At 32.7% G+C, this 17,195-nt stretch carries 15 protein-coding genes; all 15 read left to right on the top strand.

Annotation, left to right across the window (positions count from 1 at the left end; all coding sequences use genetic code 11):
* Window positions 1-167: 167 nt before the first annotated feature.
* The 15 genes from T501_RS02410 to T501_RS02480 all read left to right on the top strand — a co-directional run bounded on the left by T501_RS02410 (window position 168) and on the right by T501_RS02480 (window position 17,186).
* Entirely contained in the window at window positions 168-1,325 is a 1,158-nt protein-coding gene (locus T501_RS02410) for an AAA family ATPase (RefSeq protein ID WP_044913214.1), read from the top strand.
* Between the two features lie 47 nt (window positions 1,326-1,372).
* Window positions 1,373-1,798 carry an FAD synthase family protein gene (locus tag T501_RS02415; RefSeq protein ID WP_330376973.1) on the top strand — a complete coding sequence of 142 codons (426 nt, stop codon included), beginning with the start codon at window positions 1,373-1,375 and terminating at the stop codon, window positions 1,796-1,798.
* 82 nt (window positions 1,799-1,880) lie between these two features.
* Window positions 1,881-2,921, top strand: a complete 1,041-nt coding sequence (locus tag T501_RS02420; RefSeq protein ID WP_044913062.1) for an asparagine synthase-related protein — start codon at window positions 1,881-1,883, stop codon at window positions 2,919-2,921.
* A 5-nt stretch (window positions 2,922-2,926) separates the two neighbouring features.
* Window positions 2,927-4,132 (top strand): CDP-glycerol glycerophosphotransferase family protein, encoded by a 1,206-nt coding sequence (locus T501_RS02425; RefSeq protein WP_044913063.1) that lies wholly within the window; start codon window positions 2,927-2,929, stop codon window positions 4,130-4,132.
* On the top strand, window positions 4,129-4,947 hold the full coding sequence (locus T501_RS02430; RefSeq protein WP_044913064.1) for a hypothetical protein: 819 nt from the start codon (window positions 4,129-4,131) through the stop codon (window positions 4,945-4,947). Before T501_RS02425 ends, T501_RS02430 begins: the two co-directional genes overlap by 4 nt.
* Window positions 4,948-5,065: 118 nt before the next feature.
* Window positions 5,066-6,157, top strand: coding sequence for a glycosyltransferase family 32 protein (locus T501_RS19825; protein ID WP_050008077.1), 1,092 nt, complete (start codon window positions 5,066-5,068; stop codon window positions 6,155-6,157).
* Window positions 6,154-7,062 (top strand): TylF/MycF/NovP-related O-methyltransferase, encoded by a 909-nt coding sequence (locus tag T501_RS02440; protein WP_044913065.1) that lies wholly within the window; start codon window positions 6,154-6,156, stop codon window positions 7,060-7,062. The genes T501_RS19825 and T501_RS02440 overlap by 4 nt, the downstream gene beginning before the upstream one ends.
* Window positions 7,063-7,123: 61 nt before the next feature.
* A complete protein-coding gene (locus tag T501_RS19830) occupies window positions 7,124-8,215 on the top strand; it encodes an FkbM family methyltransferase (RefSeq protein WP_050008078.1) in 1,092 nt (363 codons plus the stop codon).
* Window positions 8,216-8,438: 223 nt separating this feature from the next.
* Window positions 8,439-9,515, top strand: a complete 1,077-nt coding sequence (locus T501_RS02450; RefSeq protein WP_044913066.1) for a glycosyltransferase domain-containing protein — start codon at window positions 8,439-8,441, stop codon at window positions 9,513-9,515.
* A 235-nt stretch (window positions 9,516-9,750) separates the two neighbouring features.
* Window positions 9,751-11,415, top strand: coding sequence for a glycosyltransferase family 4 protein (locus T501_RS02455; RefSeq protein ID WP_044913067.1), 1,665 nt, complete (start codon window positions 9,751-9,753; stop codon window positions 11,413-11,415).
* Between the two features lie 19 nt (window positions 11,416-11,434).
* Window positions 11,435-12,652 (top strand): glycosyltransferase family 2 protein, encoded by a 1,218-nt coding sequence (locus T501_RS19835; protein ID WP_050008079.1) that lies wholly within the window; start codon window positions 11,435-11,437, stop codon window positions 12,650-12,652.
* Between the two features lie 239 nt (window positions 12,653-12,891).
* Entirely contained in the window at window positions 12,892-14,079 is a 1,188-nt protein-coding gene (locus T501_RS19840; protein WP_050008080.1) for a glycosyltransferase, read from the top strand.
* A complete protein-coding gene (locus T501_RS02470; RefSeq protein WP_044913068.1) occupies window positions 14,033-15,289 on the top strand; it encodes a glycosyltransferase family 4 protein in 1,257 nt (418 codons plus the stop codon). The genes T501_RS19840 and T501_RS02470 overlap by 47 nt, the downstream gene beginning before the upstream one ends.
* Window positions 15,286-15,930 carry a hypothetical protein gene (locus tag T501_RS02475; protein ID WP_081843008.1) on the top strand — a complete coding sequence of 215 codons (645 nt, stop codon included), beginning with the start codon at window positions 15,286-15,288 and terminating at the stop codon, window positions 15,928-15,930. Before T501_RS02470 ends, T501_RS02475 begins: the two co-directional genes overlap by 4 nt.
* Window positions 15,927-17,186, top strand: a complete 1,260-nt coding sequence (locus T501_RS02480; RefSeq protein ID WP_044913069.1) for a polysaccharide deacetylase family protein — start codon at window positions 15,927-15,929, stop codon at window positions 17,184-17,186. Before T501_RS02475 ends, T501_RS02480 begins: the two co-directional genes overlap by 4 nt.
* The last annotated feature ends 9 nt before the right edge of the window (window positions 17,187-17,195 follow it).

The raw sequence follows: 17,195 nt of genomic DNA on the forward strand, positions 1-17,195 counted from the left end.
GGAAAACAGGAATCTATACATTATTAAGAATTTATAGGTATATCTTCGAATGAACAAAACAAGAGGAGAACTATCAAGTTAACTAAACTGAATTGAACACTCTACTAACTATGTTTATAATATTACTTTAGATGTAATAACATTAAAAGGAAGGCAGATTATACCTAATGGGAATGTACCTGGATCCAGGAAGTGAGAGCTTTGTAAAAGCTATCAAATCTGATATATATATAGATAAAACCGGATTACTTGATATATTGAATTCGAATATTGGAAAAGAGAAGTGCTTTTTCGCAGTTAGCCGTCCTAGGAGATTTGGCAAATCTATGGCAGCAGGAATGCTGGATGCGTATTATAGTCTTGGTTGTGATTCCAGACAACTGTTTCAGAGTTTAGAAATCAGTAAGAAAGAGAACTTTGATATTCACCTGAACAAATATCATGTCCTTCATATTGACATGTCTACTTTCTTGAATGACGCAAAAGAGGGTGAAAATCCTGTCGACAACATGAATGATACTGTGCTGAATGAATTTAAGGAGGAACATTCAGATATAATAGATGAGACGATTACTTCCGTTCCTAAAGCTATCGAAAAAGTCTGGAAGAAAGATGGAATAGGATTCATTATTATTATTGATGAATGGGACTGTATTATTCGTGATGCAAAAGATGATAACAAACTAATAGAGTATTATTTAAAATATCTTCGTGGCTTTTTTAAAACGGAGGAAGCTAAAAAGTTCGTTGCTTTGGGATATATCACAGGAATTTTGCCTATAAAAAAATATGATGGCGAATCTGCGATGAACAATTTTAGCGAATATACAATGATTTCGCCCAAAAATCTGGCGCCATACTTTGGATTTACAAGAAAGGAAATAGAGCCATACCTGGAAAAGTATGATATGGAATTAGAAAAAATAGAGAAATGGTACGATGGGTATGAAATGGAAACGCTTAATGCGGACAGAACCAGATCCTATGTTCATATGTACAATCCAAATTCTATAGTAGATGCTATTACTTTTAATAAAGTCGAATCCTATTGGAAAAATACTGCAGGATTCAGACAACTAAATGATTACATTGGACTAAATAAAGACGGACTTAAAGAAGCAGTCATCCATATGCTTTCAGGAGAAAAGATTCAGGTTGATGTTAGTACATTCCAAAATGATCTGACTAGTTTTTCATCAAAGGATGATGTTTTGACGGCCTTGATTCATATGGGGTATTTGGGATTTGATTCCAGGACGAATGAAACTTATATTCCTAATGAAGAAGTCAGAGAGGTATTTAGCAGTGCAATAAAGGATAGTTAAGCGCAGCGATAGCTGCGCTTTTATCATACATAAAAACAGGAGAAATAGTGTACAAACTAGGCTATACGCAAGGCGTATATGATATGTTCCACATAGGACATTTACACATTATAAATAACGCAGCAAAGAGGTGCGAGAAGCTTATAGTTGGTGTTAATTCCGACAGTCTTGTTCAGCAGTACAAGAACAAGATAACAGTTATTTCGCAGGAAGACAGAGCTGAGATTATCAGAAATCTCAGAAGCGTTAATGAATGTGTAATTGTCGACACACTGGATAAAGTTCAGCTATATGAGAAATACCATTTTGATGCAGTATTTATCGGCGATGACTGGAAAGGTGATGAAAGATGGATACAGACTGAAAAGGACTTGAAACCATATGGGGTGGACGTTATATATCTGCCACACACGCCGAATATATCCAGTACATTGCTAAGAGTAGAGGTTCCAAGAAGAGTGGACGAGATTTGACTTTTTGTGGCTCCAATATGATTAACGTTTTTGAGGAAAAATAGGAATCTAAATAGTATTACGCCAAAAGAGGAATAATCAGATGACAGTAGATAAAGATTTTTGCATGAGCTCATATTTAGCCTTTAGATTTGTTGTTGATGAAGAGAAAATCTTCAAAAGCGGTTTAGCTCATAAGGAACACCAGCTAATTCCGGAAGATAAAAAAAGACCATGTAAAACTTCAGAAGATATAGACCGTAACATACGAGAAATATTAGAACAACTGGATTTAAGCAAATGCGGAGTTCTTCTTAGCGGAGGAATTGACTCGGCTATACTGGCATCATATATGCCCAAAGGTACTAAGGCATATACTGCCAAGTGCATAGGTGAGAATGCAATTGATGAAACCATACAGGCGAGAAAGTATTGTGATAAATATGACCTTGAACACATTGTGGTGGAAGTAGGCTGGGATGACTATGAAAACTGTATGAACGAACTGGCTCTTTTCCAAGGCGCACCAATAATATCCAATGAACCTCAGGCATATAAGATTGCTAAAAAAGCCAAAGAGGATGGAATAGAGTGCATGATACATGGGGATACCGCAGATACAGAATTTGGTGGCATGAGCCTAATGATGTCAAAGGACTGGACTTTGGAAGAGTGGATAGATAGGAGTATATATATAAAACCTGAAACAGTATTGGTAAATCCCAGTGACATTTATTACATATATGACAGATATGGCAAGAAGGGCGAGATAGCTGACAACGAAAAATTTATAAAAGAAATCTATTCCATAGCAACTGCTGGAGCTCTCACATTAGCTTGCAGAAGCATAGGACTGGATTTCATAGACCCTTACGAAGAATTAAAAATGTCAGAACCATTGGATTTAAACAGAGTACGAAACGGAGACAGCAAGTATCTAATAAGAGAGCTATTTAGAAAAAGATATCCGGATTTTGAAGTTCCTGAGAAAAAGCCGATGTCAAGGCCTGCTGAGGCGTGGATGCGTAATTGGAAAGGCCCTGAGAGAGGTGAATTTATCCCGGGGTGTGCTGAAAATATGAATGGTGAAAAAAAACTACTGCTCTATAGTCTTGAGCGCTTCCTCAACCTTATAGAGGATTAAATATAATGAATAGCTCTTTTTCTGAGAAAGTATACATTTTAGGCAGAAAGGTAAAAGCATTTATATACGGAATTCCTTTTTCAATATGCCGGATATTCCCAATAGATAAGAACAAGATTGTTTTATGGACTGTGGAAGGCCAGGGCGGATATGGATGCAGTCCAAAATATATAGCAGAAGAATTGTTAAAACAAAGCAGAGAAAATAAATCAGATTACAGACTATATTGGATTCTTACAGACACAACAAAGGAGTTTCCAAAAGAGATAATAAAGGTAAAGGATAGTGTATGGAATAGGGCATACCATATGACTACTGCAAGGTTTTGGATAGGAAATACCAGAACCTTCTATGGAACAAGGAAAAGAAAGGGAACTACATATATTCAAACATGGCACGGATCACTTAGCTTAAAACCTATAGGTAAGTATCGCGGTGAAAACTTTTCTAAAATGGCCTATCTGGTTTCAAAGGCTGATTCTGATCTTATAGATATACTCATCTCCGGAAGTGACTATTGCACAAAGATGTGGAGAGATGGACTTTTCTATGATGGCAGGATAGAGCAGTTAGGCATTCCAAGATGCGATGTTCTAATTAATGAAGTAGACAAAAAACACAAGCAATTCAGAGAAGAATACAATCTTCCTAAGGACTGCAAAATAGTCATTTATGCGCCAACATTTAGAGGTGGAAGCCAGGGCACATTCAGGTCGATAAATGAAAATGTATCATCAATTGATTTTGATAGAGTGATAGATGCATTCGAAAAAAGATTTGGAGGAACATGGTACGTCTTTTTAAGACTTCATCCTCAGCTATTGAAATACACGGACAAGATGGCAGTAAATACCAAAAGCGATAGGCTTATTGATGTAACAGTAAGACCAGATATGAATGAGATCATGGCTGCTACGGATGCAATAATAACAGACTATTCGACTGTAATTTTTGAAGGATTTCTTACAGGACAACCGGGATTTATTTATGCGGATGATTTGGAAGAATATGTGAGGGACCGTGGAAATATGATGTTTGAGCTTAATGAGATACCGTTTAGTATAGCGACAAATAATGATGAACTTATTAATAATATTCTAAAGTTTGATGATCATGAATATAGAAGTAAGTCAGAGAGTTTTATAAAACAAAATGGAATTATGCATGATGGTAAGGCTGTAGAAAAAACGATTAGATTACTTAACATATGAGCATGAATGAAGGGTATACAGCTGATAAACTAATTGATAAGTTGAAAAAACAGAATTTTTATATCTATGGAACAGGATTTGTAGCTGAACATTTTTATGAAGCTTTAAACAGACTTGAACTTAGCAAAAATACTGTTTCATTTGTTACTACCCATAATCAAAACAGTGAATATCACGGGATTCCAGTAAAGAGCATAAAAGATATAAATGATGATCTATTGATATGTATTGCGGTACATGAAGCTAATTTGAAAGAAATTGTAGAAGTGCTTAATGAAAGGGGACTAAAAAATTATGTATGGATATATCCATTTATTTTTGACATGTGGTATGGAGAACCGATAAAAAAAGGAGTTTTAGTACCAACTAATGAAATTCTAACAACTTGCAAAAATGATTATAGGATAGTGATTCGAGTGTTGGCTATTGAAGAATATTATAAGATAAACAAAATTGGTTATTCAATATATATGAAGGCGCAACAGGTACATAGTAGTCCAGATACAGCAAGGAAAAGGTTAGAGCAATTTATAAAACTAATTGCTTCTTGGGAAGATAGCGGATATTCAAACGATAGCAAATTAAAGATAGATGAAAACAATGAAATCTTCGACGGAGTGCATAGATTAGCATTGGCTTATTATCATGGTATATCTAAAGTAAATTGCGATATTTATAGAACATTAGACAATAAACCGTATATTAACGATGAAGTAAAACTTACTGAAAAAATAATAGAGGAAATAAATTACTATAAAGATGAGAGGGATGAGCTTAACCAATGCCTTTATAAGCTTAGGAATGATATTCAATAAAGGTGAAGGGTAATTTAATAATTTTAAAGTGATAAGAGCGACAAAATAATTGGATTATGTGAACTATATAAAAGCTTATAGTATACATATAATGCGGATTACAAATTCCTAAAATATTATGGTTAAAATTAAGAACATTGGATCAACAAAGTTTAAAGAATACATAAAGAACAAGAAGGTAATTGTATTTGGCGCAGGTAGATCTTTCGAATCGTGTGTAGAAATATATTTTTTGGACAAAGATATTGAAATTGTGGTTGATAATAATCCTTCACTTTGGGGGCATTATTTTTCATTAGGAAGTAAGAGCTTTCGTATAATTTCAGTGGAAGACTTGATAAAAAAAGTTCAGCAGCTTGATGATTATGTTTGTTTCATTAGTAGTGTATTCTACGCAGCGGAGATAATAGATCAACTTGATAAAATACCAGAGTTGGATGGATTAGAATGTTTTCTAGAATTATTTATTAGGAATACTAGGGAGCCTATAAAGGAGTACAGTTTTAGCAAAGGGCAAAGAAAAATACCGAGAAAACTTCACTATGTATGGTTAGGAAAGAAGGAACTACCAACCGAGTTTAAGGAAAATATAGAGACGTGGAAACATTTTAATCCGAACTTTGAAATAATTAGATGGGATGAAAATAATTTGACATTTTCAGATTGTGATTATCTTCGAGAAGCATATGAGTGTAAAGCATGGGGATTTGCATCTAATTATATTAGATTAAAAGTGATTTATGAAAATGGCGGAATTTATCTGGATACTGATGTTGAGGCAATAAGTTCATTTGATAAACTACTGAATGATGAAGCCTTTTTTAATATGGGCTGTGCAAATAGGATAAATAATGGATGTGGTTTTGGGGCTGTACCTGGAAATGAAGTAATTGGTGAAATGTTATCATATTATGATTCTATACACTATGTAGATTCTAATGGTAAACAGAAAAAGCAACAGGCACATACTATTTTAAATAAAATATTACGAAAAAATGGATTTCAAATAATTAATCAATATAGTAAAAATGAGAATGGAGTAGTGATATATCCTTCTGAGGTTATGTCTCCATTGACCATAAGTGGTTTCCCAGATATGTTCTCTGAGAAAACAGTATCCATTCATAAAGAGCATGGTAGTTGGAAAAGCGTAATTGAAAAAGAGGGTTTAAAAAAAACACTTTTACTAATTAGGAGAATAATCGAATGAGAGTTTTGATATTTGGTGCAGGAGAATTTGGGAGAGCATTAAATTGTTTTTACCAAAATGACAATAGCGTCGAGGTAGTAGGCTTTGTGGATAATGCTTTTACTGATAAAAAAAAGATAGATGGAGTAAATGTTTTTCCACCAAAGGTTGTTAATGAAATAAGCTTTGACTTGATTATTATAAGTAACTCAAAAGAAAGTGTACGTAATGATATTTTCAAACAGCTAGTAGCTTTATCGGTTCCAAATAACAAAATAAAAGTTTTAATGGAAGACTTAGAATTAAAAGAAAAAGTGTTTGTTTTATATAATAGATATGATGAGAATAAAGACCCACGTGTTATATGGGTAAAACGCTTTGCAGAATATGCAGAAGAGGAAAAAATACGTGGGTCAATAGCTGAATGTGGAGTAAATAGAGGGGAATTTGCTCAATATATGAATACTTTTTTTAAATATAAGAAATTGTATTTATTTGACACTTTTGATGGATTTGATATTCGAGATTTAGATCATGAACGTCAAATTCGAGATAATGATTTTTTGCATGGTAAATTTAATAATACAGAGGGTTTTAAAGCTACTAGTGAGAGGATAGTTATTAACAGAATGCCACATAAAGAGCTTTGTATTTTAAGGAAAGGATACTTTCCTGAAAGTAGTCGAGGAATAGAGGATGAGTTTTGCTTTGTGAATTTGGATATGGATTTGTATAAACCAATGCTTGCTGGATTGGAGTTTTTTTATAATAAAATGGTCGATGGGGGAATTATTCTTCTACATGACTATTTTTCCAAGGAACTTTCAGGTGTACGAAAGGCTGTCAGAGATTTTGAAGTGCAAAACAATATGAGATTAAGGCGTTTTCCTATAGGTGATAATTGTAGTATTGCTATAATAAAATAGACTAATTGTTAGAATAGATTTGATTGATAATTGGAGTTTGATTTGGTAAGGATAAGTTTAGATGACATACAGAACAGCGGAATTTTTATTTTGGGGACAGGAAAAAATGAGATACAACGAGATTACATTAAATGGTGTTTGTACTATATATTCAAAAATGCAAGACGATATTTCGAAAGAAATATTTATTGATAGGTTAGCTTTTTCTGTAGGAGAAGGAATACAAAAAGCAACTAGAAAACTTATTTTAGATAATGAGTATGTTAGAAATATCATACAAGCAGCTATGAAAAAAGATAAAGTTGTTATTTTTGGAGCGGGTAAAATTGGTCAGAGAATTGCCAATTTATTTCCTGAAATAAGTATTGAATGCTTTATTGATAATAATCCTGAGAATGGAGACTTAAATGGAAAAAAAGTGAACAAAGCAAGTGAGTATATTGAAAATAACCTATCGAAAGTATATTTGGTTAGCTCAATAAAATATGGAGAAGAAATAGAACGGCAGTTGCTAGAAAAAGGTGTCAGTAAGAATAATATTTTGAATATTGGAAAAGGTTTTTTTACAGCATTAAGGAATCAATACTTTGATTTACCCTTCATTACATGGAACAAAAACGAGATATTTGTAGATGCTGGCTGTTTTGACGGTGAAACAAGTTTATTATTGCATGAGTTAATAAAAGAAAAACTAAAGAAAGTATATGCATTTGAACCTATGGTAAATAATCTAGAATTATGTAAGAAAAGATTAGATACAATAGGAGCTGACTATAGAATAATATCCAAAGGTCTGTGGGATAAGCAGACAGAAGTGTACTTTCATATAAGTCATGGTCAATATCACATTACAGAAAAGAACATTGACAGTTCATTTAAAATATTGACGACAACTATTGATGATGAAATAGTGCTAGAAGATGAAGTGTCTTTTATTAAAATGGATATTGAGGGTTCAGAACTGCATGCTTTGAAAGGTGCTGAGAAAGTTATAATGAAAAATAAACCTAAGCTAGCTATTTGCGTTTATCATCTTCATGATGATTTTTATAGAATTCCAGAGTACATTCTTTCACTCAATCTTGGATATAAATTATATATGAGACATTATGGTAGTAACTCATCTGAAACAGTATTATATGCGCTGCCTTAAAACAAACAGTTTAAGTATAATTATCTTTCTTAATTAAATTGATTAACAACTATAACAAAACCAGTGATTTAGAAAATAATGAAGGGATCTAATATAAACCTTTTTAGAATTCTAGTACTACTACAAAAGTGTGATTGTGAATTCGGAGAAATACTTGTTATTCTCAGTAATAGGTTATAGCATATCGACTATAATATAATGCTTGTACAGTTTTGAGGTGGGTATGAATAAGAATAATCGTAAAGATATTAAGAAAATGATTTCAATGGCAAAAAGCGAGGATTGGAAGGTTTGCCTTTATGGCATTGGGAAAATAGGTAGAAACTATGGGTATAGTTTACTGGAATATGTGGATTTAAAGCCAAATTATGTCTGTGATGCAGACAAAGACGTGCTTGATTCGTTTACGGGAGATGTAATTAAGATTTCTTTGGAAGAAATTTTGTGCATAAAAGAAGATATATTGGTCTTTGTATGTTTGGGAGTTAAGTATGTCAAAGAAGCATGCACTAATCTAGAAAGAAACAAGTATTTACACATAATTGATTTGGATTCTTATATCTCAGAAGATATGGTAATAAATAAGTTTTATGGATTTGATTTACAAAAGAGGATAGAAACAAATCCCAAAATAGCAGTTTATACGTGTATAACAGGAGGGTATGATGACCTAATTGAACCTAAGTTTATTTCTGATAATTGTGATTACTATTGCATTAGTGACAGAAAGGGAAATGATACATCTATTTACAGATATTTAGATGTTGATGAAATTAGAAATATACATTTATTAGCAAATAAAGAAAAGAATAGATATTGTAAAACGCACGGGAATGTAATTTTCAAAGAATATGATTATTCAATTTATATTGATGGGAGTATAGAGATAATAGGAGACATATCTAGCTATATCAATTGTTGCAATGGCACAACCGGTTTAGCAATATTAAAACATCCCTGGCGCGATTGTATTTATGAAGAGGGAATCAGAATATCATTAAGAAATATCGTAGATAACAGAGCCTTAAATAATTTATTTAAAGAATATTATAAGGAAGGCATGCCTCTCCATTATGGACTTTTTGAATGTAGTATTATTGTTTCCCATCATAAGAATGAACTTGGCAATAAAATACTAGAATTGTGGTATCAAGAATATATGAGACATAAGCTTAGAGATCAATTTTCTTTACCATATGTTTTATGGAAAAATGGAATTAGTTCAGATTCTATTGGCTGGGTAGATGATGGGAGAGATGTCAGAGAAAGTAGCATAGCAAAAAAAGTTGTTACTCATTAGATTCCGGGATACATATATATGATAATGAGTTCGAGAATGTAAAGAAGATAATTAATGAAGCATTTGCAGAGCTTTTTCCAAACAAGTCTTGTTATGAAAAGTAAGATAGACTGACAGGGCAAAAAGTTTATGAAAAAATGCCTATATTAAGTTAATGAATCATTTGATTTAAGTACAAATAAATTTAATTATACTAATAGTGCTGCAATAATAATTTGGGAGAGGATAGATTGGTTTGGTAGAAAATGATTCTTTGGAATTGAAGCGTAATAAATGGATAGTTTGGGGATGTGGAAGAAATTGCAAGGTTGCAATGACTGAGTTAAGAAATTTAATTGATAATGTGCCTTCAAATATTCAAGGCTTACTTCCTGAAATTGATTTCTTTATAGATACAGATGCAAATAAGCAAAATAAACAGTTCATGGGGAAGAGTGTAAAAAAGCCTGATGTATTGAAATCAATAAATGAGAATCCCCGGATTTTCATTAGCCCCAAAAACAACAAGGAAATACGCGAACAGATTGTGAAAGAGTATCATGATAAGACCTTTGCTTTGTATGATTATACAGAGTTTTTCAAATATATTCATGCAATAGTTATTAATAATATTTCTTATATTATAAACAGTGGTGCTATAAAGAATAACTACTTGAAGAAGTGCTTGATGTATGTAAAGAGTATTCAAGATGGGACATATCAGAAGAATAAACATCTTGATTATTGTGCATTTGTATGTGCACTTAAATTCCTATTTGTTGATGAGATTCAAAAAGTCAATGATATAGTTTCGCAAATCTTTGATGAGAGCAAGAATAATGCTTATGGAAAATCAGTGGCTTTGATTTCTGACAGATTGACAACTGGCGGAGCAGAAAGGGTTACTGCTATCATGGCAACAAAATTGTTTGAAGAGGGGTATAGAGTTTTACTAATTAATCAAACAGAGAGCATGAATGATTATCAATATGCTTCAGGGATTTCTAGAGAGATTATTTATATAAATTTTGAAACAGATATGTATTTATATTTGTGTGAACTAATGAAAATTATTATGGAAAACGGAATTACCTCTGTTTGTTTTCATATACCATATGAAGGGTTGGATTACTATTATAAAGCGGTTTTCTGTAAATTGATTGGCCTTAGGGTGGTAACGCAGATGCATACTAGTGTTTCAAATTTTTTGAGGAGAAGCGAGGGGCTTAGAAGGCATAATGAAATCTATAAAATCAATGACACACTGATTACGTTGTCTGAAAGCGATAGAGAATATTGGGCAAAATATGGTATAAGAAGTGTTTACATTCCTAACCCAGTAAATCCAAACCTAATTAGAGCATATCAGAATAGGTATAGATATAGATACAATATCATATGGGTAGGAAGGTTGGATAATAAAAACAAAAGGATCCTTGATATAATTCCAATAATGAAAAAGGTGATAGAAATTGACCCAAAAGTGATACTTAGAGTGTATGGTGCTACTGTCAATCAAGCGGTACTGGATGAATTAAGACGTGGAATTGAATATGAAAAACTAGATAAAAATATAGAGCTATGCGGATTTCAAAATGATTTAGATGAGATATATGGTGAGGCAGGTATTATGTTATTTACTTCTCCAGGAGAAGGTTTTCCTATGGTGATTCTAGAAGCAAAGGCGTTTTCTATACCTATAGTCATGTATCAATTAGACTATTTGGAATTAGCAAAAAAGAATACTGGCATTATATCTGTTGAGCAAGGTAATGCTGAACAAGCAGCGGAGATGATTATTAAACTGGAAGAAAATCATGAACTGTATGTGAAAAAATCCAAGGAATCTTGGTTAGATGCTCAAAGATTTATCAATTTTGATACGGTTAAGGCTTGGGATGCTGTTTTTACTAGTATGTAGAGTGAGGGGATGTATTTGAGTGAATATTAAAGTTAGCATCATTATTCCAACTTACAATATGGAAAAATATATTAGTGAATGTCTTGATAGTATATTTCAACAAACACTGGATAACTATGAAGTAATAGTTATTGATGATGGCTCAACAGATAACACGCGTGAGTTGATAAGTTCAAAGTATTCGCAGAATAGAATTATTTATATTTATCAAGAAAACCAAGGAGTTGGAAATGCTAGAAATAAGGGAATAGAACTTGCTCAAGGAGACTATTTGCTTTTTATAGATCCTGATGATAAGTATCTCAGAAACGATAGTGTAGAAAAATTATATATGGCAGCGGTTGATAATAATGCTGAGGTTTGTGGTGGAAATGTTATACAGTATGATGGACTGACTGAAAAATTGTTTTATTCAGCAGGAATGGGGGATGATAGTAGTACTAAAAACGGATTTATTGATGCACAAGAGTATTATTATATGTATGGCCATTGGAGATACATATATAAAACGTCACTGATTGATAATATGGAGATTAGGTATTTAAATTACAAGAGGTTTGAAGATCAATTCTTTATAATTAGGGCTATTGGAGAAGCTGGAAAAGTATATGAATTAGACTATCCGGTCTATTGGTATAGATGCGGAAAACAGAAAGTCTTTTCAAAAGATACATGGCAAGAAATCTTTATGGCACAGAGAGATACCATAAAAGCGATGATAGATTATAAAATGAAAAAGATGTTCATGATAAACGCTCCTTTTATGGTGACCCGAATGGTTGGGAAGTACAGAAATGGCATTTTTTCTGACAAGTCAGTATTGTTAACAATTGCAGCAGATATTGATGAGATGATAGATACTTGCGGATGGGAGGTGAATTCATTTACTGATTATTGTGCGATAGCAGAACATATGGATGCTCTTATAAGACTTGAATATAAGAACCGATTGATAATAATATATGGAGCTGGGAGGAATACAGAAAGGTTTCTGGAGAAATATGGGAAGTTATTGAAAAACAGGATAGTAGGGATAGCTACTACTACTGCACAAGGAGAAAAAATAAGCATTTGTGAAATACCCGTGAAAGATATTGGTTATTATAGTAATTATAAAGATGATGCTTTAGTGATAATTACGCCGGCTAAAAAAAATTGTTTAAGTATTTGTAAGACATTGGAAATAGAAGGATTTAGTACTTATATGTGGGTGGATTGTAATTTACTTTGTGAATGATGAAAGAGCTTAATATAAACCATGTGGCATCTTGATCAGATGCCACATGGTGGAGCTGTTTATCAACTCTAAGACGGCTATTAAATTAACGATATATCGTATACTGTTTTATATAAATGCTATTGTTCAGCATACCCTAATTATTTACATATTATTACCGACTGATAAAAAACAACATATTACAAATAATAGTGAAGTTATACCCTTTTCCAAGAAAATCTGTTTGAGGATAAAATATAATGAATCAATCTATCACAGTCACTATAATAACAGTCTGTTATAATTCAGAAAATAGCATAAAAACTACATTGGAAAATATCAAGAATCTTAAAACGAAGAACAGTATAGAATATATAGTAATTGATGGAAATTCTTCAGATGGGACGAAAAAGATAATATCTGAATATGAAATGTATATAGACTATTATGTGAGTGAATTGGATGATGGGATATATGACGCAATGAATAAGGGAATTCGTAAGGCAAGTGGATATATTATAGGATTCCTTAATTGTGGAGATTATTATGATGATAATACTCTTGAAAATGTAATCGATACATTTAGTAAAACGGATGCAGATATTGTTTATGGAAATGTGACAGCAATTCATAATCTTAGAAAGGTTGGTATAAAAACTATATGTGAAGATCCTTCATACATTTTAGAAGGGATGATTGCATGCCATCAAGGAGTATTTGTGAAAACAGAAGTACAAAAAGAACATGAATTTGATACAAGATACAAAATAGTAGCTGATAGAAAGATGCTTATAGATTTATATTTGCAAAATTATAAATTTGTAATGATTAATGAGAATTTAGCATACTATGATGACATGGGAGTTTCATCAATAAAAATTGACTCACTTAGACGAGAGAATAATCTGCTTACATATAGTACGTATCTGAAAATGCCAGATTTATATTTAGGAACAAGGCGAAAGGCGATTGATAGCGTTATACTTAATGTTTTTTTTTGGAGTATTACAGAAAATAAGTATGAAATAGATAATGTGGCTAAATATTTTGCTAAGGTCATTGATATGAAGTCTAAAGTATTCATATGGGGAGCAGGAAAATATGGAGAAACGGCAGAAAAGCTTTTTTTAGATATGGGATACGAGATTGCTGGTTACCTTGATACAAATCCTTCTATTAAAGAAAAGGGGAAATTTCAGGTTATGTCGCCGACTAAATTGGAAAAGGATGATAGGACAGTTATAGTTATTTCTTCAATAAAATATAGTGATGAGATAATCGAATGCATAAAGAAGCAAAGTAACCTAGTAGATATACCATTTTGGGTTTTCCATAAGATTTTGATTGAATATGAGAAGCAAAGTTACAATTTTAAGATTTTCCAAACGGAGTTAGCGAAAGATGAATATTCTATGGCTTTGCAACACAGTTCCAGCAGAGATTTGTGATATTCTGGGATTTAAAAAAAAATATTATGAGGGATGGATTTCAGGGATGCTCAATGCGATAAATCAATATGCTGATATTGATTTATCTTTATGTGTTCCGATTAGTAATTTAGAAAGAATGAAAGATGGAGAAACATCAGATTATAGATTTTATTCATTTCATTCAATTGGAATAGAACATAATAGTAATGAGGAGCAAGTTGAAAGATTCAGCTGGATAATTAGAGATTCAGAACCGGATGTAGTTCATATATGGGGGAGTGAGTATGGGGCCACACTCTCAATGGTTAATGCCTGCGATAGAGTTGGTATTAAATCTAGAGTAGTTGTTCACATTCAGGGATTGGCATCAGCGATAGTTCCATACACTTCAGTTTCCATACCATCGGAGTGGATTAATCATATTGGAGGAAATGGACGTAAGATAAGTGACGATAATGAACAAATGATAAAACGCGGACTGAACGAAATTACTACGTTGAAGGCAATCCAATATGTATTAGGACGTACTGAGTGGGATAGAAGTTACATTAGAAGTGTAAATAAAAGTATACGATATAGATATTGTGGAGAGGTTTTACGAGAGAAGTTTTATAGAGATGATCGTAGATGGGATGTTGCAAATTGTAAGCGGCATTCCATTTTTATTACTCAAGGAGGATATGCTATCAAGGGAATACATCTAATAATCCCTGCAATAGCAATGTTGAAAGAAAAGTATACAGATATTAGAGTTTTCATAAGCGGCAATTCGTCGTTATCCCAAACTGCATCAATTGTGACAGATCCATACAGCGAGTATTTAAAGGCGCTAATGGAGAAATATGCTATTGAAGATACATTTGAATTTATTGGGGCCCTTGAGTCAGGAGAGATGATTGAAAGATATTTAAGCGCCAATATCCTAGTGGTTCCTTCAACAATAGAGAATTCTTCTAATTCCATTGGGGAAGCTCAGCTTCTGGGGGTTCCTGTGGTGGCTTCATATACAGGAGGAACACCAAGTCTTATAGAGCATACAAAAACGGGATTATTGTATCAAATGGATGCAGATTATATGTTTGTTAGTTGTGTTGAACATATATTTGATGACGATGCTTTTGCTATGGAATTATCGCTAAATGAGCATGAAGTTGCAAGGAAGAGATATGATCCTAAAACAGTTAGCGAACAGCTTTATAATATTTATAAGGAAGTAGTGAGTGTATGATAAATTCAGAGTTATTTCTACAAAACGTTGAACCTATAAGTAGAAAGTTTGGGATTGATCGAGGAACAGCGATAGACAGATATTATATAGATTCCTTCTTAATAGATGAATCATTGAAATTTTCATCAGATTATAAGGTAGAAATGACCTTAGAAGTTGGTGAGTCTACTTATAGCAAACAATGCTTTCCTAATGCTATGACACATGACGTTATTAGATACGATAAAGGGCAGGATTTGACAAGACCTGAGACACTAAAAACTAGTGTATATGATGTCTTTATATGTACCCAGACATTTAATTTTATTTATGATTATAGAGCTGCAATAGAAGGTTCATTCCAAATCTTAAAACATGGGGGACTATTACTTGCAACTGTTGCAGGAAATATTTCTCAGGTTTCTAGATATGATATGGAGCGGTGGGGACATTTTTGGGGATTTACTCATGAAGGAATTAGAAGAGCAGTATCAGAAGTATATGGAGAAGAAAATGTTCAAGTGTTTCCTTTTGGAAATGTACTTGCTGCTACAGCTTTTATTCAGGGATTAGCACAGGAGGACTTACCGGATTTGAATCAACTAAATCAGATTGATCCAGAATACGCAATTGCTATTGGGGTTAAGGCGTTTAAGAGATGAAAGCCAGAGAATTACTAAATTATGTAAATAAACATAAGACGATATACTGCTATGGTGCGGGAAAGTATGGAAGATTCATACGAGCTTTTCTTCAAGAAAATGGTATTGATCTGACAGCTTTTGTTGTAACGGATGATCATCAATATGACAAAGTATTAGATGTTCCTGTGATATCTGTTTCTAATATTGAATTTAAAATACATGATGGAATTATAATAGGAGTAAGTAAAAGGTATAGAGACCAATTATTGGTCGAACTTAACCATAGGAATATAGACGACTGTTTTATTGTTTATGAACATATGATAAGTGAAATAGAGTCAGAGCTGACATACAGAAGTTGGAACAAGTTTTGCAATCCCATTTGGGTATTATATTATCATAGGGTTAATTATTTAAAAAGCGATATATGGAAGCTTTCTATTACTCCAGAACGGTTCGAAGAACACATTAGATATCTTGTGAATAACTATGATTTAATTAGTATAACTGATATTACTAAAGGAGTTACAGAACCTTCTGTAGCAGTGACGTTTGATGATGGTTATGCAGATAATTTGTATTATGCGCTTCCTATACTTGAGAAATATAATGTTCCTGCTACAATTTTTGTTTCAACCGGTAATATAGATACAAAAAAAGAATTTTGGTGGGATACATTAGAGCATATTATATGTAATAGTACTATACTTCCCGATGCTATTGAATGGAAAGGGAAGAAATACATTACTAACAGTGTAGAAAGTAAGTTGAATACATGCTTTGAAATGCATCCGATCCTAAAAGGGATGACTCATGTAGAACGCGAAAATGAATTAAAATGGATGGCAGAGAAATACGATGTGAAGAGTGTTAGATATGATGAAAATCGTATTTTGAGTAAAGAAGAGTTAAGAGAGTTATCTAAATCAAAGTATATAAATATCGGTGCGCATACAATAACACATAGTTGCTTAAAAAATGAGTCAGAGCATGAGCAAGTAAATGAAATAGTAGAATCTAAAAAGAAACTGGAAGAAATAATAGGGAAAAGAGTAACGTGCTTTTCGTTCCCTTTTGGTGGAGAAAATGATTTTTCGTATAAAACCATATCAATTTTGAAAAACAGTGGAATTGATATGGCATTTACTACGAAAAGTGGTCTAGCAGATAAAGCTTCTGATAATTTCACAATTCCAAGAAACTGGGTTCAAAATGATATGACTGTAGGAAATCTTGAAAGAATGATGATGAAATTAGTTTTATTATCTGAATAGAATGATGAG

It is taken from the genome of Butyrivibrio sp. WCE2006 (assembly GCF_000701985.1).
Taxonomy (GTDB): domain Bacteria; phylum Bacillota; class Clostridia; order Lachnospirales; family Lachnospiraceae; genus Butyrivibrio.